The sequence below is a fragment of the Capnocytophaga gingivalis ATCC 33624 genome (assembly GCF_000174755.1).
Classification (GTDB): domain Bacteria; phylum Bacteroidota; class Bacteroidia; order Flavobacteriales; family Flavobacteriaceae; genus Capnocytophaga; species Capnocytophaga gingivalis.
Genome location: NZ_ACLQ01000019.1, coordinates 50,777 through 72,407, shown reverse-complemented (window position 1 = coordinate 72,407; position 21,631 = coordinate 50,777). Strand labels below are relative to the sequence as shown.

Sequence of the window (21,631 nt, the reverse complement as noted above, 5' to 3'; positions counted from 1 at the left end):
CAAAAAAAAACATGATGAAAAATAAGTGTCTAAAAATCAATATGTTAAAAAATATAATGTTTTTTCAGTAAAAACATTTTCAAAATTCAAAAAATAATCTTATTTTTGCGGGTGAAAAATGAAGCAATTATGCAGTATCTGTATAGCAATCTTTCGTTTGAATTATTATCATTATTGATTGTATTGCAATCATTCGTAGTTTCCTATTTGATTATACCACGTATTATCTCCATTGTCAGGACTAAGAATCTTATGGACAATCCTAACCAGAGAAGTTCTCATAAGGAGCGAACTCCAACTATGGGGGGAGTGGCTTTTTTTGCTAGCATTGTCTGTAGTTTGTACTTACTACAAGCTCATGATGCATATAAGATAGGACTTTCTTTGGCAGTAGGACTCTTGATATTATTTTATATAGGTGTAAAGGATGATTTGGTGGGAGTGGCTCCTTCTACCAAGATTATAGGGCAGATGCTTGCTTTTATTTTTATGATGGATAGCAGTGAGCTGGCTATCAATTCTTTCAATGGTTTTTTAGGAATCTATGAACTCCCCCTGTGGTTTTCCTATGCCTTAGGGGCTTTTATTATTATCTCCATAGTTAATGCTTTCAATCTCATAGATGGGATCAATGGTTCTGCTTCCATGTTAGGAATCATGATATTTGCAGCTTTTTCCTTTATCTTTTATCAGACAAAGGATTATTATTTTGTATTACTTTCTCTAAGTTGTATTGGTTGTTTGTTGGCTTTCCTCCGTTACAATATATCTAATAATAAGAGCAAAGGTATCTTCATGGGGGATACAGGCTCTCTTCTGATAGGGCTTATTATAGGGGTCTGTACTTTGCGCTTTTTGAACTTATCGGTAGAGGATCTCCTTTTAGCCAATGTAAAGTATTATAATAAGTTTGTCCTTATATTTATTATTCTATTTATTCCTTTTGTGGATACTATGCGTGTTTTTCTTATTCGTATTCTCAAGCATAGAAGTCCTTTTTTTGCGGATAGGAATCATATACATCATATTATGATTGACTATATGAAGCTTAGTCATATACAAGCCAGTTTATTATTGGCTTTCTTTAATCTAATTGTTTTTGGGTTGTTCTATGTGGCTAATTTATATTTTTCCACCACTACTTTGTTTGTCTTGTTGATTCTTTTCGTCATAGGAACTACCTTACTTGTTTTTTACTATAATAGGAGCTTTGCTGTAAGGCGCAACAAGCAGAAAATACAAAAGATTTTAGACAATACTCCTATAGGAAGGAAAAAGAAAAGATGTAAGTCGTAAAAAGAAAGAAACTGTCCAAAAAGTCGAAAAACACTGCATTTTAAAGTATAAATTGTTTAATTTGAATATTTAAAAAAATTACTTCTTTGATAATCAGTTGTTTTTATTTTTTTAATAGGCAAATTTTATTTGCCCACTAAAAAGAAGACTTTTTGGACAGTTCCTTAATTATATGGATTATTTTCCAAATATCTGAATAATCTGCTGTGCTAGCTCATTCCCTATACGATCTTGTGCCTCAGTAGTGGCTGCTCCTATATGAGGGGTGAGGGAGATGCGCGGATGCATCAGTATACGAATGGAAGGGGTTGGTTCACCTTGGAAGACATCCAAGCCCGCAAAGGCAACCTTCTCATGCTCCAAGGCATGTAAGAGTGCTTCCTCGTCCACTATACCACCTCTGGCTACATTGATGATTCCTACACCATCCTTCATCAGTTGGAACTCTTTTTCTCCTATCACAGCCTCCTGTTGTGTAGGTAGGTGTAGGGTGATAAAATCGGATTGCTTGAGTAGTTCTTCCTTACCTATAGTCTGTAGAGTAAAATCCAAGGTACGCCCGTCAAAGAAAGAAAGGGTAATGGTCGCCTCCTCGTGGTGAGGATCATGGGCAATTACCTTCATTCCTAAGGAAAGAGCTATAGCTGCAACAGCTTTTCCGATACGTCCCAAACCTATGATACCCAATGTCTTTCCCTTGAGTTCTTGACCTTTGGCATAGTTTTTCTTCAGTTGGGCAAAGTGAGTGTCTCCTTCTAAGGGCATGTTACGATTGGCATCATAGAGGAAACGAACGCCAGAGAAAAGGTGAGCAAAAGTCAGTTCTGCTACCGAATACGAGGAAGCATTGGGGGTATTGATAACCTTGATTCCTTTCTCTTGAGCATATTTAACCTCTATATTGTCCATACCTACGCCCCCACGTCCGATGAGCTTCAGGGAAGGACAAGCGTCAATAAGATCCTTCTTGGCCTGTGTAGCTGAGCGTACTAAAAGGATTTCTATCCCTTCTTTGTTGATGAAATCAGCTAACTGATTCTGAGCAACTTTTGTTGTAATTACTTCAAAACCAGCTTCTTTTAGGGTTTTTATAGCCTCAGGGCTAATACCATCATTAGCTAATATTTTCATAAGCAATATTTATACAGTTTTTTCAAAATGTTTCATGACTTCTACCAGTAGCTGTACGCTTTCTATAGGCATAGCATTGTAGATAGAGGCACGGTAGCCTCCTACACTTCGATGACCTTTGATACCACTGATGCCAGCTTCTGTCCAAAGAGCATTGAATTGGTCAGTAAGTGTTTCATCCACAAGGTTGAAAACTACATTCATCCTTGAGCGGTCTTTACTCTCAGCATAGCCCTTGAAGAGAGGGTTTCTGTCTACTTCTTCATAAAGGATACGTGCTTTTTCCTTGTTTCTCTCCTCAATGACCTTGATTCCTCCTTGCTCTTTGATCCACTGCATGGTAAGCAAGCAGGTATATACTGCGAAAGTAGGAGGTGTATTGGTCATACTTTCGTTTTTGATGTGTACTTGATAGTTCAGATGAGTAGGAATCTTATGACTTACTTTTCCTAAAATATCTTCACGTACGATAACCAAGGTAACCCCTGCAGCTCCTATATTCTTCTGAGCGCCCGCATAGATTAGGGCAAACTTATCCATAGGCATTTCCTTCGAGAAAATATCTGAGCTCATATCAGCTACTAAGGGAACTTCTACTTCAGGATAGTGGGAGTATTCGGTACCATATATAGTATTGTTGGTGGTGATGTGGAGGTAATCAGCATCTTGAGGTAGGGCGAAGTCGGTCGGGATATTTCGGTATCCGTTCTCACGAGAAGAAGCTACCACTGAAGTAGCTCCGACAAACTGAGCCTCGGTAAGAGCTTTGTGTGACCAAGTACCAGTATCGATATATGCCCCTTTTCGCTCTAATAGGTTCAGCGCTGAAGCATAGAAATGTAGGCTCGCTCCACCATGGAGAAATAAGGCTTGATATCCCTTACCAGTAAGACCCGAGAGCTCCAAGGCCAAGGCTCTGGCTTCTTCCATGATCGCGATAAACTCTTTGCTACGATGGGATATCTCCAAGATTGAGAGTCCTGTATTACCCAATTCCAATATAGACTGTGAGGCTTTCTCAAAAACAGAAGCGGGAAGAATAGAAGGTCCTGCACTAAAATTATGTTTTTTCATAAGTTGTTGCATTTTACTTAATTATAATTAGTTGAATTGAAATAAAGTACAAATATATCTGCTAATAAATACATTATTTCAAAATAACGTTGCAAAAGTAGGACGAAAAAATAAGGTGCGCAAATTAATTAATACTATTTAAGAAAGCTAAGGTATCCACTCCATCGGCATAATCGGTGAGCGATGGTACTTGGGTTTGTCCAAAAGGAATAGCTTCAGGAATTTCCTTAGAGCCAACAACACATTGCAGAAGTTCACGTTCCTTCTCAAGTCGCTGGCTGAGGATAGTAAGGTCATCATACCTCTCATAGAAAAGAGTAGCGATAGGAGAGGCATATTTCTCGTCTTCTTTGAGCAAGAGAAAACCATTTTCCAAGAGTGGACACAAGCTCATGAGATATACTGCCTTGTTATAATCATAGTTGTTGATATACTTTTGGTGATCTAAGAGTGTGTGATAAGGGTAGATAGCCTGAAAGAAAGGGGCAAAATCATAATCCCTTGGGACAAAAAGTTTGGAGACACTGCGACAACCCAAACCGAAGTACCTAAAGATGTCTTCGCCTAAGCGATATAGCTCCTTAGGGGTCTCTTTGCCCGTAAGTATAGCTACCGAATTGCGGTTTCTGCGAATGATATGAGGCTTCCCTGCGAAATAATATTCGAAATAGCGGGCAGTATTGTTGCTCCCTGTAGCAATGACAGCTTCGAAATCGGTGAGTCTTTCCTGAGTAAAGGAGATGAATTCTCCTATCTCAGGGGCTATCTCAGTGAGCTCTTGGACGATAAAGGGCAGTAATACTGTATCATGAGAGGAGAGCTTAACCACGGCTTTATTGCCAGATAAAATTACACAAAGTAGGTCGTGAAAGCCTACCATAGGGATATTTCCAGCCAAGATTAGAGCAACACGCTTAGGGGTTTTCCCTTCAAAGGAATAAGCTGAAAGCCACCTTTGGAGCTGCTCTTGAGTTAGACACTCTGCCCAATGTTGAAGTGCAAAGAGACAATTATCTCGGTCAAACCACGCATTGTGTAGGGAGGCTCTTTCAAGAGCAGCTTCCATGCGAGGGTATATTGGAGCTTTTTCTCCTATAGAAAAATATTCTTTCAATCGTGCACCTAAAGCGGTGAAGGCTTGTATTTTGGACATTTTTTTAATGATTAATGATCAATGATTATTCCTCTACCCCCCGAAGGGGGAACTGCGCATCGGTCACTGAAAAACGTTGCAAAGATACAATTTTTCCTGCAAAAATCAAGAATGTTTTTTAGTGAAGAGAGAAGAATGAATAGGAGTGTTGTGTCACTTCTGTAGGGGCAAAGTTCGCGAGATAGTACAGCGGGGTATGAGTGCAATTTACTCTTTTATGTGATGCAATTCATCCCTACTTTCCTAAGGAGAATTATTACCTATTACCTAATGAAACATATTACTTTAAAAAAAATGCTACTTTGTTTTGCATAGTACCAAAAAATGTTGTAACTTTGCAGCGTCAAAACAAATGTTTATGGAAGCGATTAATTTAGAGAAAATCAAAACCCAAATGCGTAAGGGTGTTTTGGAGATGTGTATCCTTTCAATTATCCACAAGAGAGAAGAAGCCTATGCATCAGACATTATGGAAGCACTCAAGCAGGCGGATATGATCGTGGTAGAGGGGACGCTATACCCTCTGATGACACGACTTAAGAATGCTGCCTTGCTCAACTATTCTTGGCGGGAATCCACCGCAGGCCCCCCTAGAAAGTATTATACACTTACTGACAAGGGAAATGACTTTCTTCGAGAAGCCCTTGCCTCTTGGAATGAATTACAAACAATGATAACCAAACTTATTTGATCATGGACCAAACACATAATATCAGTTTAGGCGGTTTCTCTTTCGTGATAGAGAACAATGCCGCTAAGGAACTTTCTTCCTATTTGGCTAAGGTACGCCAATTCTTAGGGGAATCTCCCGATACGGACGAGATCCTCACCGATGTAGAACAACGCATGGCAGAGCTCCTCAGAGTACGTATGCAAAATACTGAGGTAGTGACTTCCTCCGATGTGGCTTATCTCATACAAGTGATGGGACAACCTGAACAATATGTAGATACAGAGACTCAGGAGGACATCCCCTCAAAAAAGGCTAAATTCTCATTCTCAGGGAGAAGGCTCTATCGAGATGGTGAGGATGAGAAAATAGCAGGGGTGCTCTCTGGGGTGAGTCATTATTTCCAAATAGATGTAACTCTCTTGAGAATCATTTACTTATTGCTCTTAGTGGCCAATGGTATACTCTTTTTGCCGTCAGCATCTTTTTGGGTGTTGCTCTATATTATCTTTTGGGTAGTGGTACCTAAGGCCAATACTACTACGGAGAAGCTTGAGATGAAGGGTGTCGAAGCTAATTTGGATACAATTTCTTCCTTCAAGACACAATCTCCCCTCAAGCAGCAATGGTGTAGGAGCCAGACAGATAAAAAGATAGCAGGGGTCTTGGGCGGATTGGCTGTATATTATGGTATAGGCAGTACACCGCTAAGGATAGGATACCTCCTTTTCTGTTTGCTTTTGGTGGCTACCAGAAGTGTAGGCATGCTTTTCCCTATACTACTTTACCTTGTCCTATGGTATTTGCTTAAGAAAGAAAAGGGAGACGAAGAGAAAGAAGAAGAACGTGATCTTGTAAGGGAAAAAGAGGTGAAACCTCATAAAAAATCTTTCTTTTGGAGCTTTTTCGGTATACTATTTAAAGTAATAGGATATTTTATCGCCACTATCTTCTTTGTTTGCCTCTTTTTAATATTAGTAACAGGGTTACTTAGTATATTTGGAGTAGGAGTTGCTGGTGGAATTACTTCAGTATTTCTCTTGGACTATCTTCCATTTGTTTTTTCTCCTATAGAGCAAGTTCTTTTCTATGTGATTTGGGGAATGGTCTTTGTACTTTTCTTTTCTGTATTGGTACTTTTCTGCTACAAGATTTTTTCCAAGGGACATTACAACACGCCAAAGGCTTGGTTCTTGGCTAATGTCTTACTATTTGTCTTGCCACTATTAGGGGGAATTGCCTTTGCTTCCAGTGTAGGTAGAAAATTTGTCTCTAATAATACCGTAGAAAATAAAATAGTGATAGATTCGGATACAGATACTCTTTTTCTTAATGAAAAAAAGACAGCTTCCTTCTCCACTATGAATATAGATAGTGCAGGAAATGGGGTAAGCGGAGAGGTATACTTTATAGGTATATACCCCACCCAAGAGGCACATCCTTTTCTACTGATAAGCACTTCTTCCCAAGGGAAAAATACAGATGATGCCCAGCTACATGCTCAAAATATAGATTTTCCTTTGGAGATTAAGGATAACCAATTGTGGATTCCTGATGGTTATTTTCTGCAAAAAGGAAAACCTTATCGATTTCAAAGGGTGAATATAAGGCTCTTCGTTCCTAAAGGGAAGAAGGTGGTAAGTTATTCTATGATTTCTAAGAGGAGAGGTCTGGGTCTTCCTAATGGAACTTTTCAAGTAGAAAATGATAGTATCATAAAATTATAAAAAGGAAAATATTTCTTCTGTTTTTTTAAAGGGAATAGATATATTTGATTAGATGAAAAAGAGATACTTAGAAGTATCTCTTTTTTTATTATTGTTTGTTATCATTTATCAGCTTAAGCTGCCAATAATTAAAGGAAGAAAAATATTCATTTTTTTCTATCAATTTTTAGGTTTAATCACTCTATAAAATCAAATTATAATAGTCATTACTCTTACCTAAAGCAAATTAATCTTCTGTCCTCTTATTTTTAAAGGTCTCAATTTTATAAGGATTTTAAGGGTTAAGTTTTAGTCTTCCGAAAACTCAAAAATTCAAAACTCAAAAATTCAAAAAAAAGTATTATTTTTGCACTTTGTAAATAAGAAAAGTATGTTAGCACGCTTAGATATTGTAAAGCAACGATTTGACGAGGTTTCAGACCTGATTATCCAACCCAATATCATCGCTGACCAGAAGCGATATGTACAGCTCACCAAGGAATATAAGGAGCTCAAGCAGCTTATGGACAAGCGTCAGGAGTATATCACTGTAACGAGGAATATCACCGAAGCAGAGGAGATTATCAAGGAAAATATAGATCCTGAGATGACCGAAATGGCACGTTTGCAGCTGGAGGAAGCTAAGGAGAGGCTTCCACAACTGGAGGAGGAAATCAAGTTCTTACTTATTCCAAAAGACCCTGAAGATAGTAAGAATGCGGTGATGGAAATTCGTGCAGGAACGGGAGGGGATGAGGCTTCTATCTTTGCTGGTGACCTATATCGTATGTATAGCAAATACTGTCAGGATAAGGGATGGAGTGTGTCAGTAATGGATATGAATGAGGGTACCTCTGGTGGGTTCAAGGAGATTATTCTAGAAGTCAATGGGGAGGATGTGTATGGTACGCTCAAGTTCGAAGCGGGAGTACATCGAGTACAACGAGTGCCACAGACCGAGACTCAGGGGCGTGTACACACTTCTGCGGCAACGGTCATGGTACTCCCCGAAGCTGAAGAGTTCGATGTAGAGTTGAATATGGAGGATGTCAAGATTATCCGTACCACCTCCACTGGCCCAGGAGGACAATCTGTCAATACTACCTATTCTGCTATCCAATTGCAGCACATTCCCACAGGGATAGAAGTGCGTTGTCAGGATGAGAAGTCCCAACATAAGAACCTAGACAAGGCACTGAAGGTACTACGTTCTCGCCTCTATGAGATGGAACTGGCCAAGAAGATGGAAGCAGATTCTGCACGTCGTAAGAGCATGGTATCCAGTGGAGATAGAAGTGCTAAAATACGTACCTATAACTACCCACAAGGGCGTGTAACAGATCACCGTATTGGCTTGACTCTCTATGATTTGGGTAATATCATGAATGGGGATATTCAGCGCCTTATCGATGAACTTCAATTGGCTGAAAATACCGAAAAACTAAAAGAAGGGGACATTTTTTAATGATCAATGCCTAATAACTATTCTGTTACTCATGTTATTAGCCGTTAGTCAATATAACGTTCAAGCGCTGGTGCGATTCGCACCAGCGCTTAAATATTAAGCTATTAAATATTCATTATCAAAGGATATTGAGCACCTGTTCCTTTATTTTCTCCAATTCATTTTTCATTAGTACGACGATTTGTTGCATCGCGGCATGGTTGGCTTTGGAGCCTAAGGTGTTGATTTCACGCCCCATCTCCTGCGCGATGAATCCAAGTTTACGTCCGTTGGACTGTGTTTCTTCCAAGGTAGCGAGAAAGTAATTCAAATGGTTGGCCAAGCGTACCTTTTCCTCGGTAATATCCAATTTTTCAAGGTAGAAAATTAGCTCTTGTTCAAAGCGGTTTTCATCCACACGCTCTCTTATTTCGTCAATAGCGCGCTCCATACGGCTACGTATGGATTGGAATCGTTCTTCATCAAGCACTTCCACCTGCTGTAAGAGATCTTGTATATTGGAGATACGAAGCGAGAAATCCTTCTTGAGGATAGCCCCTTCCTTAGAGCGGAAGTCTTGCAAATGTTCCAGTGCTATAAGTAGTTGTTTTTCTATCAGAGCAAATTCCTCTTCATTCACCTCTTCCAGAAGAGTTGATATAGCCTCGGGGAGACGCATGGCTATTCCAAGGAGATCTACAGAAGAGGCCTCAGGAGTTATTGTCTGTAGCTGCTCCATATATCCTCGTACAACAGCCGTATTGATCAGGGTAGCGCTTGACTGAGAGGTATTCTCCACGGTGAGGGTAAAGTCAATTTTACCCCTCTCCAAGCGATCGGAAATCACTTTCCTTAGCAACAATTCCTTTTCTCTATAAGCCTGAGGGATACGGACATTCAGGTCAATAGCCTTACTATTTAGAGACTTTATCTCAAGAGTGATTTTTTTGTTTTCCAGCTGAAGGGTACTCTTCCCAAAGCCGGTCATAGACTGTATCATTGTTGGTGTGTTTTCTAAGGGCAAAGATAGTAAATATATTTTTAAAGCAGGTAAAAAATCCTTTAAAATTGTGTATTGTAAATTTATTTTGTACATTTGCAACGTTTTTTATTTAAAAGGAAATCCATCACATGGACATTCAATCTGTTAAACAACGTTTTGGCATAATAGGCAATGACCCTAAGCTGAACTTGGCGATAGAAAAAGCCATTCGTATAGCTCCCACCGATGTTTCGGTACTTATCACTGGCGAGAGTGGGGTAGGGAAGGAAGCCTTTGCTCGTATCATACATACCCTATCGAGCCGTAAACATGGCAAATATATCGCAATCAACTGTGGAGCTATTCCCGAGGGGACTATTGATTCTGAGCTCTTTGGATTCAAGGCAGGGAGCTTTACCCATGCTGGTAAGGAGGATAAAAAGGGGTATTTCGAAGAAGCGAATGGAGGAACTATTTTTCTGGATGAAGTAGGCGAACTTCCTCTTTCAGCTCAGGTTAGGCTCTTAAGGGTCTTGGAAAATGGTGAGTTTATTCGAGTGGGAGACTCCACCCCTCGCAAGACCGATGTACGTATTGTTGCCGCTACCAATGTCAAAATGCAGGAGGCTCTCAAGAAGGGACGCTTCAGGGAAGATTTATATTATAGGCTCAATACGGTAGAGATATACCTGCCGCCACTGAGGGATAGAAAGGAGGATATTCATCTGTTATTTAGGAAATTTGCTTCTGATTTTGCTCAGAAATACCGCATGCCTACCCTACAACTCTCTGAGGGAGCTGTAAGGGAGCTTTTGCGTTATCGTTGGCCGGGGAATATTCGCCAGCTAAGGAATATAGCGGAGCAAATCTCCGTGGTAGAACCTAAAAGAGATATTTCAGCCGAGACCTTGCTTTCATATTTACCTCAAGAGGGGGGGAACCACCTGCCAGCTACTGTAGTACAAGCTAAGGGAGAAACCGACTTTACCTCCGAGAGGGAAATTCTCTACAAGGTTCTCTTCGATATGCGCAATGACTTGAATGATCTCAAACAGCTGACTTTTAAGCTCATTCAAGAAGGAAATACCCCCAAAGTACAGGAGGAAAATCAAAATCTAATACATAAAATATATGGTTCTCAGCCAGTTACTTATTCTTCGGAGGAGAATGAACCTGCTATGATGCTCCTCTCTCCAGAGAAAACGACTGTTTCTCGTGGGCACAATACCTATGATTTTGCTGAAGAAATCCAAGAAGAAGAACCTATCTCATTGCAAGATAAGGAATTAGAGCTTATTCAAAAATCTTTAGAGAGACATAAAGGTAAGCGCCGAGAGGCTGCCAAGGAGCTTGGAATTTCTGAAAGAACACTTTATCGCAAAATAAAACAGTATGATTTGGAGTGATTTTTTACTTCATTATGAGAAAAATATCATATTTTATTCTATAAAAAAATAAGTGGACTAATATAAAATAATAAAAAGGATTATCGGATGTAATATTAGGTAGAAAAATTTGTTTATTTCAAAAAAAAAGGTATTTTTGCTAAACAATTAATTCTATTACAAAATGAAAAAAATGATAATCCTTGTAGCCTTACTACTGACAGTGTTGGTACAGGCTCAAAGCTATGATGCTTACTTCACTAAGGAGGCATTGCGATTGGACTTTTACCTCTATGGTACCAAGAGTACAACCTATGCTTCTCTTAAAGGAATGAAGAAAGAACCCCTTTTTGGTGGTTCTCATACCCACCTGATACATCCCAACCAAGGGGAGTACAGAGTACAAGTATTGGAAATAGGCTCTGGAAAAGTGCTCTTTTCCAAGGGAATGGTTACCCTCATGGAAGAGTGGCAGGGCATGGAGACCGATGCTACTAAGACTGAGTTTTTTGAAATACCTTGCCAAACACCTTTTCCTAAGGGACCAGTAGAGGTAACCTTTGAGAGAAGGACTAAGGAAGGAAATTTCCAAAAGATTTTTACCACTAAGGTTGATCCCACAGACTATAGAATAGTCAAGGAAGTTCCAGTGAAATATCCTATCAAACCTATTTTGCAGAATGGTTCCCCACAGAAGAAGGTGGATATAGCTGTGATCCCTGAAGGGTATACTCAAGAGCAAATGGACAAGTTTGTCGCCGATGTCAAGAGGCTCTTTGACTACCTTTTTGCAACTCCTCCTTATAACAAACACAAAAAGGACTTCAATATTCAAGCTATCTTAGCACCTTCTCAGGAGAGCGGAACAGATATGGAGGGGAGTCCTACTACTTATAAGAATACGTTACTTGATTCTCATTTCTATTCGTTCGGTATGGACAGATACCTCACTTGCCCATCCTTGTTCAAGGCTGCCGATGTAGCTGCTGCAGTGCCTTATGACCAACTCTTTGTAGTGGTTAATACCAAAGAATATGGAGGAGGAGCTTTCTATAATGTAATCAATCTGAATGTATCAGACAACAAATACGCAGAAAAGACCTTTGTACATGAGTTTGGACATGGCTTTGTGGGCTTGGCCGATGAGTATTATTATGAAGGTGAAGAAGGTATGGCTGACCGCTACAACCTCAAGGTAGAACCTTGGGAAGCGAATATCACTACTTTGGTTAATTTCCAAAGCAAATGGAAGGATTTGGTAGAAAAACAAACACCTATTCCTACACCACGTACCGAGCAATACAAGAATAAGGTAGGTGCTTTCGAGGGAGGGGGATATCTATTCAAGGGAATGTACAGCCCTATGGAGGATTGTAGAATGAAGTCCATACAAAGCAATGAGTTCTGCCCTGTATGTAGCCGTGCTATAGAGAGAATGATACAGTTCTATACAGAATAATTAAGAAAACGCAGGAAAAGTATGATTAAAGGTTTTTCTAAACTCACTAAAGAAGAAAAACGGCAATGGATATGCCAACAATATCTTAGCGATCCGTCCCAGTCAGAGGTCTTTACTTCCTATGACCTTAGAGACGAGAATCTACAGAAGCTACATGATGACTTCATAGAGAATACAATAGGGAATTATATGTTGCCTTTTGCAGTAGCCCCTAATTTTCTCATTGATGGACATTACTATACAGTACCTATGGTACTAGAGGAGAGTTCTGTAGTGGCAGCTGTGAGCAAAGCTGCCAAATTCTGGTCAGAACAGGGAGGATTCCTCTGTCAGGTACGAAGTATGGAGAAGGTTGGGCATATCCATTTGTTCTTCGAAGGAGACAAGCATGAGCTATTCCAGTTCTTTAGTACTATAGAGCCTTTGTTGTATGAACAAACACAAGGAATTACTGAGAATATGCGTAAGAGGGGAGGGGGAATATCTTCCATTATCCTCAAGGATATGACAGATTCTTTGGAGCATTATTATCAAGTCTTTGTCACCTTCCTCACAGGCGATGCGATGGGAGCTAACTTTATCAATTCCTGCTTGGAGAAAATGTCTCAGACTATTGAACAAGAGGCTATTACTCATCTTTCTCACGGGGCTTTGGAGGTGCTCATGAGCATTCTCTCGAACTATACCCCCCAGTGCTTAGTCAGGGCAGAGGTCTCAGCTCCAGTGAGTAGGATGTCCTTCAATGATATAGAAGGCAAGGTCTTTGCTACCGATTTCACTCGTGCAATAGCGGTGGCCAATGCGGATGTATACAGAGCGGTGACGCATAACAAAGGGGTGATGAACGGAATCGATGCGGTGGTGATTGCCACAGGGAATGACTTTCGTGCTGTAGAGGCAGCTGTACATGCCTATGCAGCTAAGGAAGGACGCTATAAGAGCCTGACACAAGCCTATATAAAAGAAGATATCTTCCATTTTAGCATAGAGATTCCTTTGGCTATAGGAACAGTAGGAGGGCTAACCAAGCTTCATCCTATGGTGAAAACAGCCCTACAGATTCTGGAAAATCCTTCTGCAGAAACCCTGATGAAGGTGATCGCTTGTGTAGGTTTGGCTCAGAACTTTGCTGCAGTGAGTTCCTTGGTAACCTATGGCATCCAGAAAGGGCATATGAAGATGCACTTGGCCAATATCCTGAACCAATTAGGGGCTACCCCAGCACAGAAACAGGAGATCATCGCTTACTTCAAGGACAAAACAGTCTCCCATAGTGAGGTAGTACAAGCCTTCAATAAGGTAGCAGGAGTAGTGCCTCATCAGTAGAACTCAGTGAATACTCATTGGTGTTTCAACTCTTTATTTGCATTCTTGCCTAACTAATTGTCATTATGATCATTTCCTTGAGTATATCATAATAGGAGATAGAGCCACTTTCTACCCCCTTGCTTTTGAGATCAGCATTCTTGACAGTCTCCATACAGAAGCTAATTTTCTTTAGGGGATAATTGGCAGCGGCTTGGCGATAATCCTTGAGAAAATAAGGATTGACTCCCATCATTCGGGCGAGTTCGTTCTCTCCCTTACTGGTATTAGTGGCAAAAATAAATAGATTCTTGAAATACCTATATAAGTTTTCCGTGATCATAGCAATAGGATTATCTTTTTGATTCTCATTGAAGTACTTGATAATCTGCATAGCCTTGGCAAAATCCTTTTTGCCTAAGGCATTCTGTAGTTCAAATACATTGAAATCTTTGCTGATACCTATATTTTGTTCTATATGTAAGGGGGTGATTTTTGTTCCTTTAGGTAGGATTATTTTGAGTTTGTTCAGTTCATTAGCGATACGACTAAGGTCAGTCCCTAAGAAATTGATTAATAGCTGAGCGGCTACTGGCTCTATGGAATAGCCAAAGCCTTTGAGATAGCTATCTACCCACTTGAGGGTCTCACTCTCATAGAGTTTTTTGCTCTCAAGGCATACATATTTTTTCAGTTCCTTAGCCAGCTTGGTCTTCCCATCTATCTTACCATATTTGTAGCAGAGGACAAGAATAGTTGTCTGTGAAGGATTTTCTACATAAGGGAGTAGCTGGGAGATAGTGCGACTCAGATCCTGAGCTTCCTTGACGATGATCACCCTTCTGGCAGCCATCATAGGGTACTCACGAGCATAATGGATAATGGTATCTACAGAAATATCTTTTCCATAGACAATCTGTTGGTTGAAAGCTTTTTCATCCTCTCGTAGCACCTCTTGTTCTATATAGTTGCTGATTAGGTCAATAAAAAAAGGTTCTTCTCCTGCCAAGTAATAGATGGGGCTATATTTTTGAGCCTGAAGATCAGCTAAAATTTTTTCTGCTTCGTTCATATGAGTTTGTACTATTTTTGTATATTTGCCCTATGCAAACATTGAATTTCCCGCTATGCGAATTTCGGTTCAAAAGTAGTGAAAATAAACGATATATTTTCGATATTATTCGAAAAAAATTTGTGGTACTCACACCTGAGGAATGGGTCAGACAACATACTATACACTTTCTACTCAAGGAGAAGCACTATCCTCAGTCCCTTATGAGCGTAGAGAAGCGTATCTATATCAATCACTTAACCAAGCGGTATGATATAGTTATCTATCGCTCCGATGGGAGTATTTTTCTTGTAGTAGAGTGTAAGGCGCCACAGGTGGCTATCACCCAAGAGGTGTTTGACCAAATAGCAAGATATAATATGCAACTTCAGGCAGAAAACTTAATGATTACTAATGGCTTGCAACATATTTTCTACCAAGTAGATCTCCTCAAGCAAGCCTATGTCTTCCTCAGGGAACTGCCAGAATTTTAATTAATAAATAAAAAATTAATCATTATTATTAGAAAAATAATCATTAATTTTTCGTATCTTTGCCGCCCAAAAGACAAGTTATACCTTATGAAGTTATCACATGCCAGCCTTATCATTCTATTGATACTAATTGCTGATCAGGCAAGTAAGATATATATAAAAACTCATTTTATGCTTGACCAATCTATAAATGTATTTGATTGGTTTCATATCCGCTTTGTCGAAAACCCCGGGGCGGCATGGGGAATAGGTATCCCAGGAAAGTACGGAAAACTGATCTTAACCTTATTTAGAATGGTAGCCATTGTGGGAATAGGGTATTGGTTATGGGATACTATAAGAAAAAAAGGTTCAAAGATACTTATCATCTCGATAGCGCTGATTTTTGCTGGTGCTTTGGGGAATATCATTGACTCGGTATTCTATGGAGTGCTTTTTGACCACAGTATGAATAATGTGGCTACCTTCCTAAGTGACCATCCTTATGGCTCCCTTTTCCATGGAAAGGTAGTGGATATGCTCTATTTCCCACTTATAGATACTACACTTCCTGAGTGGATACCCTTTTATGGTGGACATAGATTTACTTTTTTCGATCCTATTTTCAATATTGCTGATACTTCTATCAGTGTAGCTGTTGGATTGTTGATAATTTTTAATAAGCAAGCATTCAAAAAGTAAAATAATAATAAAATAAAGAATGTCTTATTTTTGTAATGAAAATACTATTATTGTTATGAATTATTATTAATAAATGTATGTTTTTGACTTTTGATTTAATGTTTAAAAAGAAGAAAAAAATGCGAAAAAGAGAAAAATAAAAAAATAAGAAAAAAAAGTAGTAAAAAATTTTTAAATAAGAAAAAAGTTTATACCTTTGTGCGAAAATTAAGCAAGTAAATTAAAGTAAATAGTAATTTTATGGATACAAATTTATTCGAAACGTATGTAAAAGCTATGCACCAAGAGGTGCCAGGTTTTATTTCTATCACTGTGGTAAGTACAAATGATGGTAATACTATTGCTTATGAAGCGGGCTCTAATGTAGATAACCGCTTATCAAGTGCTTTTCAAGTAGAAATCTTGAGACAAGCTACTAAAGCATTAGGATATGTTGAAGGGCTTAATGATAAAAATATAGATCGTATTGAAATCGCCCTTAAGGAACAGCTACATGTATTGTTCTCTTCAAGCAATCGCCAGTTCTTAGTTCACCTAATCCTTGATGGTACTAAGTATAATATTGCTATTACTAAAATGTTACATGAGAAATTCTTCAGAAGTGTAGAAGAAAGTTATGTACCATCTGCAGAAGAACAACAAACAGTGAGAAGAAGATTGTTCTTCTAATCAATGTATTACCCTAATAACAAATTGCTCTTCTAAGTGAAGGGCTTTTTGTGTTGTTACTCTAAAAAAACATTACACCATGAAGTATTTTGTATTATCAGCAATGCTGTGGGGACTTGTAAGTTGTGGAAATTCGAATCCTAAAGCGACCGATACCCCTTCTCCAGCTCCCCAAAAAGAGACAGTAGCCAAGGAAAACTTGGAAGAGGTAACCCTCAGAATAGAAGGAATGACCTGTGCACATGGTTGTGCGGCTACCATTGAGAAAAATCTCAATAATACCGACGGAGTACAAAAGGCAACCGTTGATTTCGATAGCCAGACAGCCGTAGTTTCTTTCGATAAAGCCAAACTTTCCAAAGCATCCATTATCTCTGTCATAGAAGAGAGCAATGGAGGAGAGGCTTATAAAGTAATCTCTCAATAGGAGACCCATAATATAGAATAGTAGTAAAGTAAAATAGTTAAAAATGTTATCAAATTCTAGCAAATATGCTATCAATGCGGTGCTTTATTTAGCCATAAATTCCTCTGTAGATCGCAAAAAAGGTGTCAAGGAAATATCTGAAGTGCTGCATATTCCCACTGCTTTTTTGGCCAAACTATTACAGATATTGGCTAAAAAGAAAGCCATATGTTCAGCTAAAGGCCCTGGGGGAGGCTTTTATATCACTCCGGAAAACCTCAAAGCTCCTTTGGCTGATATAGTCCGCTATATAGATGGCGGGGACAAGTTCTCTATCTGCCTACTTGGGATTAGATCCTGCTCGGAGGAAACACCTTGTCCCATGCACTATGCAGTAAAACCCTTCAGAGATGAGTTCCTACAAGAATTAGAACGACATAATATAGAATATTTTGCTGATAAGATAAAAAGAGGAGAGGCCTATTTGATCATATAATGATCATAGGCCTCTGGCTTTTTTAGAAATGAAAGTTTAGCTGAATATTTCCTATCTTTGCCAACCGACTCTCCCACCACTGCTCCTTTGCATTGGGGTCAAAACTGTTGTTGTCTTTGCGAAGGTTATACTTGATGAAAAATCCAGGTTCTGTGGAGATAGAAAAATTCTTATTTAGCTGATATTGTATACCAAAGAATGGATTTATAGCGATACTGGTAAAGTGTTGTTTCCTATCCTTATAATATAGATATCTCCCCCATAGGTCTATTCCATAGTAGAATTTCCAACTCTTATAATCCTTAAAGAGCTTATCCATTCCTACCTTTAGTGCTATCTCATAGGTACTATCTTTGTTGGATTCTGCTCGGTAATCTCCAGCTATACGATATGCTATGGTAGGACATTTCAGATAGCGATATTCCAATAGAAAGCTATTGCTATCAGTAGGAAAAGCAGAGTTAACGAACCGAGAAATTCCTATTCCTATCTGATGAGGGTAGAAAGTCTTTGTTTTTAGGGTGTCTCTCTTGAGAGAGTCTCTACTAAAAACAACATTGCTCTCTTGAGCGAGAGCAATGTTCATAAATAATACGATTAAAAAATATTTTTGCATGTAATTATTTGTCAAATCGTTTGAAAATCTCAGTTACTCTTTTTCCAAAATCAGAGACATATTGTTCAGCTTTTTCTCGACTTCCATCAGAGTATATAAAGTAGATTACTCCTTTACCATTTTCTTTTTCATATTTTACATCAGCAATTTTGCCATTACCTCTGTATAGATCAGCCTTTACAAAAGTATTGATTTCATCAGGAGTAAGTTCGTGATTTTGATCTTTTGTTATCTTATTGATACTTTTTGCATCTACCACTCCTTTAATCTGTAATTCGCCTTGAGTAGCTACAAAAGAAATATGATCAATTACTTCCATACCAGTAAGATTTTCATAATCAGTTGTATTGAGTTTCACATCAGCATGCAAAGCAGTAGTACAACCCTCTGCAGAGGCGAAAGCAAAGTCAAAAGCAAAATTACCAGCTCCTTGTTCTCTGAACTTAATTGTGGTAGTGAAAGGATTGGTAAAGATAGAAAGGTTTACTTCTGTAGGCATGGTGAAGTTAGTACCCTTCTTATAAGAAGCCTTGTTGAGGGTTACTTCGAATACTTTGGTACCATCTACAGTAATAACCCCATGAGCCTTGGTAGGAAGAAAAGATTCTTCTCCTTCATAAGATACAGAAGTATCTTCATATTGGTCTATGATAAGAAGTCCATTATTGGTAGTAGCTTCTTTGGTAGCAGGGAATTTTAGAGTAATATTAGCACTATTGGCTGTCTTTTCCCATAGTTCCTTGTTTTTACTCCATACATAAGTACCTTTGAGTGCTTCAAACTTGAATTTGTTAACTCCATCTCGTAGGGCATCTGCATAGTGTTGGTTGTCAAATTTTTCTCCTAAGATATTGAACCACGTCTCCTCTCCATCGGGATTATTTCTGTCAAATCCTTTGAAAAGACCATCATAGAAGAAGTTAGCAAAGCCTCCATCATTGGCTTTTTTAAGGCAGTTGTAGAAGTTGTCCATAGTACTTTTTACTATGGCTTTGGATTCTTCAGGAGTATATAATTTATCTCCCTCATCGTCTTTTCCACAAGTGGCGAAAAGAATACTACCTAAAAAGGCAATAGCAATGTTTCTTAATTTCATGTTTAATTTTCTTTAGAAATTCGTTGCAAATGTATAATTTTATAAATATACACACAAAGAATTTAACATTTTATTTACCTTCCTAACAGATGTCTGATTTTCATACTAATAACTCCAAAGATGGCTTCTCTAATGATCGAGAGGTTCATCTTTGACTTTCCGCGTAGGCGATCGGTAAAGACGATGGAGATCTCTCGAAGGCAGAATTTCTTTACATAGGCTTTGTACTTCATTTCTATTTGGAAAGCATAGCCTACAAACTTGATTTTGTCAAAGTCAATATTTTCCAATACTTCTCTTCGATAGCAGATAAAGCCTGCTGTGGGGTCTTGTATTTTCATTCCTGTAATAAGCTTTACATAGAAAGAAGCCCCATAAGAAAGTAGAATGCGCCTTAGTGGCCAATTGACTACATTCACTCCCTTGATATACCGAGAGCCTATGGCCATATCGGCATGCTCATCCTTGCAGGCTCTGTATAGGCGGATGAGGTCTGCTGGATTGTGTGAGAAGTCGGCATCCATCTCGAAGAGGTAAGCATATCGTTTCTCACTCTGAAGTCCCCAAAGAAAGCCATGTATATATGCTGTACCTAAGCCTGATTTTTCTTGTCTTACTGTAAGGAATAAGCGATCAGGGAACTCCTTTTGGAGCTCCCTTACCATATCAGCGGTACCATCGGGGGAATTATCGTCTACGATAAGTATATCGAAATGAGGTGCTTGTAGGAGCGTTACTCGTATAATACTCTCTATATTCTCTATCTCATTGTAGGTGGGAATAATCACCAAGCTGTCTGAAAATATTTCTACTAATGAAGTAGTCAATTTTAATAATTAATTATTAATGTTCAATGATTACTATTTTCTCGTTAAAATTGATAGTCCTTAAATCTATTAAAGAACTTGCAATTAAATGTTTATCAATTCAAAAGTGTTTCTATTTTCATAGACCAATTTTTTGATTAATGTACTTATCTGTTAGTCAATCATTGAACATTAATCATTGTTTAATATGCTTTTGCGAACAACACACGTCCTTTGGAAGGTTTGCCTGAATAGATACAAGTACCTGCTTCCTCTTTTTGGTCTAAAGGAATACAGCGAATAGTCGCTTGTGTCTCTTCTTTGATCTTTGCTTCCGTCTCAGGGGTACCATCCCAGTGGGCAGAAAGAAAACCTCCTTTGCTTTCAAGTATTTCTTTGAACTCCTCATAGCTATTGACTTCTGTGATATGACTATCGCGGTAAGCTAAGGCTTTTTGGAAGATATTCTCTTGTATATCCTTAAGGAGTTCTTCTATGTGTGCAATGATGTTATCTCCAGATACACTCTCTTTGGTTAGGGTATCACGACGGGAAACCTCGTAGGTATTGTTTTCTAAGTCGCGTTGTCCAATAGCTAAGCGTACAGGTACTCCTTTGAGTTCGTATTCATGGAACTTGAATCCGGGTTTTTGAGTGTCATCATCGTCGAATTTTACGCTGATATTACGTTCCTTGAGAGCCTTCATTAGTGGGGTAATTCGCTCACGGATGGCCTGTAGCTGCTCTTCTCCCTTGTATATAGGTACAATGACCACTTGTATAGGAGCCAAAAGTGGAGGTAGTACTAAGCCATTGTCATCACTATGACTCATGATCAAGGCCCCCATAAGTCGGGTAGAGACTCCCCAAGAGCTTGCCCATACGTAATCCAAGACTCCTTCTTTGTTGGCAAACTTTACTTCGAAGGCCTTGGCAAAATTCTGCCCCAAGAAGTGAGATGTACCAGCCTGCAAAGCTTTTCCATCCTGCATGAGGGCTTCTATACAATAAGTATCATCAGCCCCAGCAAAGCGTTCACTCTCAGTTTTATGTCCACGAATCACAGGGACACCCATATATTTTTCTACGAAGGTAGCATATACATCGTTCATTTTTTGGGCTTCTTCCACAGCTTCCTCACGTGTGGCATGGGCGGTATGTCCTTCTTGCCAAAGAAACTCAGCGGTACGTAGGAAGAGGCGAGTGCGCATCTCCCAACGCACAACATTTGCCCATTGGTTAATGAGCAAGGGAAGGTCACGGTAGGACTGTATCCAGTTCTTATAGGTGTTCCAAATAATGGCCTCACTGGTGGGGCGAACAATAAGCTCTTCCTCCAGTTTTGCCTCTGGATCTACCATAAGTTTTCCTTTTTGGTTAGGGTCTGTCTTGAGACGATAGTGCGTTACTACAGCACACTCTTTGGCAAAGCCTTCGGCATTTTTTTCCTCCGCCTCGAAATAACTTTTGGGGACGAAAATAGGAAAATAAGCGTTTTGGTGTCCTGTATCCTTGAACATTTTGTCTAAAATGTCCTTCATTTTCTCCCAAATGGCATATCCGTAAGGCTTGATAACCATGCAACCACGCACGCCTGAATTTTCGGCAAGCCCTGCTTTTACTACTAATTCGTTATACCACTTAGAGTAATCTTCTGCTCTTGATGTTAAATTTTTACTCATGCTACTATGTTTGGCACAAAAATTGTATA

General features: G+C 39.1%; 21 protein-coding genes. 12 read left to right on the top strand and 9 right to left on the bottom strand.

Going from position 1 to position 21,631, the window contains the following annotated elements; genetic code table 11:
- Positions 1-129: 129 nt before the first annotated feature.
- Positions 130-1,296 carry a glycosyltransferase family 4 protein gene (locus tag CAPGI0001_RS06620; protein WP_002668500.1) on the top strand — a complete coding sequence of 389 codons (1,167 nt, stop codon included), beginning with the start codon at positions 130-132 and terminating at the stop codon, positions 1,294-1,296.
- 177 nt (positions 1,297-1,473) lie between these two features.
- On the opposite strand, the gene CAPGI0001_RS06615 is transcribed toward CAPGI0001_RS06620, so the two are convergent.
- From CAPGI0001_RS06615 to CAPGI0001_RS06605, 3 genes are all read right to left on the bottom strand, one after another.
- Positions 1,474-2,427, bottom strand: coding sequence for a D-2-hydroxyacid dehydrogenase (locus CAPGI0001_RS06615; RefSeq protein ID WP_002668426.1), 954 nt, complete (start codon positions 2,425-2,427; stop codon positions 1,474-1,476).
- A 9-nt stretch (positions 2,428-2,436) separates the two neighbouring features.
- On the bottom strand, positions 2,437-3,501 hold the full coding sequence (gene serC / locus CAPGI0001_RS06610; protein WP_002668010.1) for a 3-phosphoserine/phosphohydroxythreonine transaminase: 1,065 nt from the start codon (positions 3,499-3,501) through the stop codon (positions 2,437-2,439).
- 124 nt (positions 3,502-3,625) lie between these two features.
- A complete protein-coding gene (locus tag CAPGI0001_RS06605) occupies positions 3,626-4,654 on the bottom strand; it encodes an acyl-CoA reductase (protein ID WP_040359861.1) in 1,029 nt (342 codons plus the stop codon).
- Between the two features lie 358 nt (positions 4,655-5,012).
- Here CAPGI0001_RS06605 and CAPGI0001_RS06600 point away from each other — a divergent pair, with 358 nt between their 5' ends.
- From CAPGI0001_RS06600 to prfA, 3 genes are all read left to right on the top strand, one after another.
- Complete coding sequence (locus tag CAPGI0001_RS06600) at positions 5,013-5,345, top strand: PadR family transcriptional regulator (RefSeq protein WP_002668548.1); 333 nt, start codon at positions 5,013-5,015, stop codon at positions 5,343-5,345.
- Positions 5,346-5,347: 2 nt separating this feature from the next.
- Positions 5,348-7,051: a PspC domain-containing protein gene (locus tag CAPGI0001_RS06595; RefSeq protein WP_002668514.1), complete on the top strand. Its 1,704-nt coding sequence runs from the start codon at positions 5,348-5,350 to the stop codon at positions 7,049-7,051.
- A gap of 370 nt (positions 7,052-7,421) precedes the next feature.
- Positions 7,422-8,495 (top strand): peptide chain release factor 1, encoded by a 1,074-nt coding sequence (gene prfA, locus CAPGI0001_RS06590; RefSeq protein ID WP_002667965.1) that lies wholly within the window; start codon positions 7,422-7,424, stop codon positions 8,493-8,495.
- 118 nt (positions 8,496-8,613) lie between these two features.
- Here the strand turns inward: prfA and CAPGI0001_RS06585 are convergent, their stop codons facing one another.
- On the bottom strand, positions 8,614-9,474 hold the full coding sequence (locus CAPGI0001_RS06585; RefSeq protein ID WP_081451925.1) for a YicC/YloC family endoribonuclease: 861 nt from the start codon (positions 9,472-9,474) through the stop codon (positions 8,614-8,616).
- Between the two features lie 131 nt (positions 9,475-9,605).
- On the opposite strand from CAPGI0001_RS06585, the gene CAPGI0001_RS06580 reads away from it, so the two are divergent.
- From CAPGI0001_RS06580 to CAPGI0001_RS06570, 3 genes are all read left to right on the top strand, one after another.
- A complete protein-coding gene (locus CAPGI0001_RS06580) occupies positions 9,606-10,862 on the top strand; it encodes a sigma-54 interaction domain-containing protein (protein ID WP_002668238.1) in 1,257 nt (418 codons plus the stop codon).
- Positions 10,863-11,025: 163 nt separating this feature from the next.
- Positions 11,026-12,300 carry a M64 family metallopeptidase gene (locus CAPGI0001_RS06575; RefSeq protein ID WP_002668146.1) on the top strand — a complete coding sequence of 425 codons (1,275 nt, stop codon included), beginning with the start codon at positions 11,026-11,028 and terminating at the stop codon, positions 12,298-12,300.
- Positions 12,301-12,321: 21 nt separating this feature from the next.
- The gene (locus CAPGI0001_RS06570) at positions 12,322-13,626 is read left to right on the top strand and encodes a hydroxymethylglutaryl-CoA reductase, degradative (RefSeq protein ID WP_002668592.1); all 1,305 of its coding nucleotides are present in this window, start codon (positions 12,322-12,324) and stop codon (positions 13,624-13,626) included.
- A gap of 49 nt (positions 13,627-13,675) precedes the next feature.
- On the opposite strand, the gene holA is transcribed toward CAPGI0001_RS06570, so the two are convergent.
- A complete protein-coding gene (gene holA, locus CAPGI0001_RS06565; protein WP_002668491.1) occupies positions 13,676-14,677 on the bottom strand; it encodes a DNA polymerase III subunit delta in 1,002 nt (333 codons plus the stop codon).
- A 32-nt stretch (positions 14,678-14,709) separates the two neighbouring features.
- Here holA and CAPGI0001_RS06560 point away from each other — a divergent pair, with 32 nt between their 5' ends.
- From CAPGI0001_RS06560 to CAPGI0001_RS06540, 5 genes are all read left to right on the top strand, one after another.
- On the top strand, positions 14,710-15,150 hold the full coding sequence (locus CAPGI0001_RS06560; RefSeq protein ID WP_040359856.1) for a type I restriction enzyme HsdR N-terminal domain-containing protein: 441 nt from the start codon (positions 14,710-14,712) through the stop codon (positions 15,148-15,150).
- A gap of 87 nt (positions 15,151-15,237) precedes the next feature.
- Positions 15,238-15,831, top strand: coding sequence for a lipoprotein signal peptidase (locus CAPGI0001_RS06555; protein ID WP_002668199.1), 594 nt, complete (start codon positions 15,238-15,240; stop codon positions 15,829-15,831).
- A 240-nt stretch (positions 15,832-16,071) separates the two neighbouring features.
- The gene (locus CAPGI0001_RS06550; protein WP_002668108.1) at positions 16,072-16,500 is read left to right on the top strand and encodes a hypothetical protein; all 429 of its coding nucleotides are present in this window, start codon (positions 16,072-16,074) and stop codon (positions 16,498-16,500) included.
- A 79-nt stretch (positions 16,501-16,579) separates the two neighbouring features.
- Entirely contained in the window at positions 16,580-16,927 is a 348-nt protein-coding gene (locus tag CAPGI0001_RS06545) for a heavy-metal-associated domain-containing protein (RefSeq protein ID WP_002667989.1), read from the top strand.
- 43 nt (positions 16,928-16,970) lie between these two features.
- Complete coding sequence (locus CAPGI0001_RS06540) at positions 16,971-17,402, top strand: RrF2 family transcriptional regulator (protein ID WP_002668144.1); 432 nt, start codon at positions 16,971-16,973, stop codon at positions 17,400-17,402.
- 22 nt (positions 17,403-17,424) lie between these two features.
- Here CAPGI0001_RS06540 and CAPGI0001_RS06535 read toward each other — a convergent pair whose 3' ends face one another.
- The 4 genes from CAPGI0001_RS06535 to proS all read right to left on the bottom strand — a co-directional run bounded on the left by CAPGI0001_RS06535 (position 17,425) and on the right by proS (position 21,602).
- The gene (locus CAPGI0001_RS06535) at positions 17,425-18,018 is read right to left on the bottom strand and encodes a hypothetical protein (RefSeq protein WP_002668295.1); all 594 of its coding nucleotides are present in this window, start codon (positions 18,016-18,018) and stop codon (positions 17,425-17,427) included.
- 4 nt (positions 18,019-18,022) lie between these two features.
- Positions 18,023-19,114 (bottom strand): hypothetical protein, encoded by a 1,092-nt coding sequence (locus tag CAPGI0001_RS06530; RefSeq protein ID WP_002668431.1) that lies wholly within the window; start codon positions 19,112-19,114, stop codon positions 18,023-18,025.
- 74 nt (positions 19,115-19,188) lie between these two features.
- On the bottom strand, positions 19,189-19,941 hold the full coding sequence (locus CAPGI0001_RS06525) for a polyprenol monophosphomannose synthase (protein ID WP_002668553.1): 753 nt from the start codon (positions 19,939-19,941) through the stop codon (positions 19,189-19,191).
- A 182-nt stretch (positions 19,942-20,123) separates the two neighbouring features.
- Positions 20,124-21,602: a proline--tRNA ligase gene (gene proS, locus CAPGI0001_RS06520; RefSeq protein WP_002668054.1), complete on the bottom strand. Its 1,479-nt coding sequence runs from the start codon at positions 21,600-21,602 to the stop codon at positions 20,124-20,126.
- Positions 21,603-21,631 lie beyond the last annotated feature (29 nt).

Bases quoted from the DNA above. Each gene is read 5' to 3' on its own strand.
- CAPGI0001_RS06560 (WP_040359856.1), top strand. From the start codon at position 14,710: ATGCAAACATTGAATTTCCCGCTATGCGAATTTCGGTTCAAAAGTAGT.
- proS (WP_002668054.1), bottom strand. From the start codon at position 21,602: ATGAGTAAAAATTTAACATCAAGAGCAGAAGATTACTCTAAGTGGTAT.
- CAPGI0001_RS06620 (WP_002668500.1), top strand. From the start codon at position 130: ATGCAGTATCTGTATAGCAATCTTTCGTTTGAATTATTATCATTATTG.
- CAPGI0001_RS06550 (WP_002668108.1), top strand. From the start codon at position 16,072: ATGGATACAAATTTATTCGAAACGTATGTAAAAGCTATGCACCAAGAG.
- prfA (WP_002667965.1), top strand. From the start codon at position 7,422: ATGTTAGCACGCTTAGATATTGTAAAGCAACGATTTGACGAGGTTTCA.
- holA (WP_002668491.1), bottom strand. From the start codon at position 14,677: ATGAACGAAGCAGAAAAAATTTTAGCTGATCTTCAGGCTCAAAAATAT.
- CAPGI0001_RS06545 (WP_002667989.1), top strand. From the start codon at position 16,580: ATGAAGTATTTTGTATTATCAGCAATGCTGTGGGGACTTGTAAGTTGT.
- CAPGI0001_RS06535 (WP_002668295.1), bottom strand. From the start codon at position 18,018: ATGCAAAAATATTTTTTAATCGTATTATTTATGAACATTGCTCTCGCT.
- CAPGI0001_RS06580 (WP_002668238.1), top strand. From the start codon at position 9,606: ATGGACATTCAATCTGTTAAACAACGTTTTGGCATAATAGGCAATGAC.
- CAPGI0001_RS06595 (WP_002668514.1), top strand. From the start codon at position 5,348: ATGGACCAAACACATAATATCAGTTTAGGCGGTTTCTCTTTCGTGATA.
- CAPGI0001_RS06540 (WP_002668144.1), top strand. From the start codon at position 16,971: ATGTTATCAAATTCTAGCAAATATGCTATCAATGCGGTGCTTTATTTA.
- CAPGI0001_RS06530 (WP_002668431.1), bottom strand. From the start codon at position 19,114: ATGAAATTAAGAAACATTGCTATTGCCTTTTTAGGTAGTATTCTTTTC.
- CAPGI0001_RS06600 (WP_002668548.1), top strand. From the start codon at position 5,013: ATGGAAGCGATTAATTTAGAGAAAATCAAAACCCAAATGCGTAAGGGT.
- CAPGI0001_RS06575 (WP_002668146.1), top strand. From the start codon at position 11,026: ATGAAAAAAATGATAATCCTTGTAGCCTTACTACTGACAGTGTTGGTA.
- CAPGI0001_RS06555 (WP_002668199.1), top strand. From the start codon at position 15,238: ATGAAGTTATCACATGCCAGCCTTATCATTCTATTGATACTAATTGCT.
- CAPGI0001_RS06585 (WP_081451925.1), bottom strand. From the start codon at position 9,474: ATGATACAGTCTATGACCGGCTTTGGGAAGAGTACCCTTCAGCTGGAA.
- CAPGI0001_RS06615 (WP_002668426.1), bottom strand. From the start codon at position 2,427: ATGAAAATATTAGCTAATGATGGTATTAGCCCTGAGGCTATAAAAACC.
- CAPGI0001_RS06570 (WP_002668592.1), top strand. From the start codon at position 12,322: ATGATTAAAGGTTTTTCTAAACTCACTAAAGAAGAAAAACGGCAATGG.
- serC (WP_002668010.1), bottom strand. From the start codon at position 3,501: ATGAAAAAACATAATTTTAGTGCAGGACCTTCTATTCTTCCCGCTTCT.
- CAPGI0001_RS06605 (WP_040359861.1), bottom strand. From the start codon at position 4,654: ATGTCCAAAATACAAGCCTTCACCGCTTTAGGTGCACGATTGAAAGAA.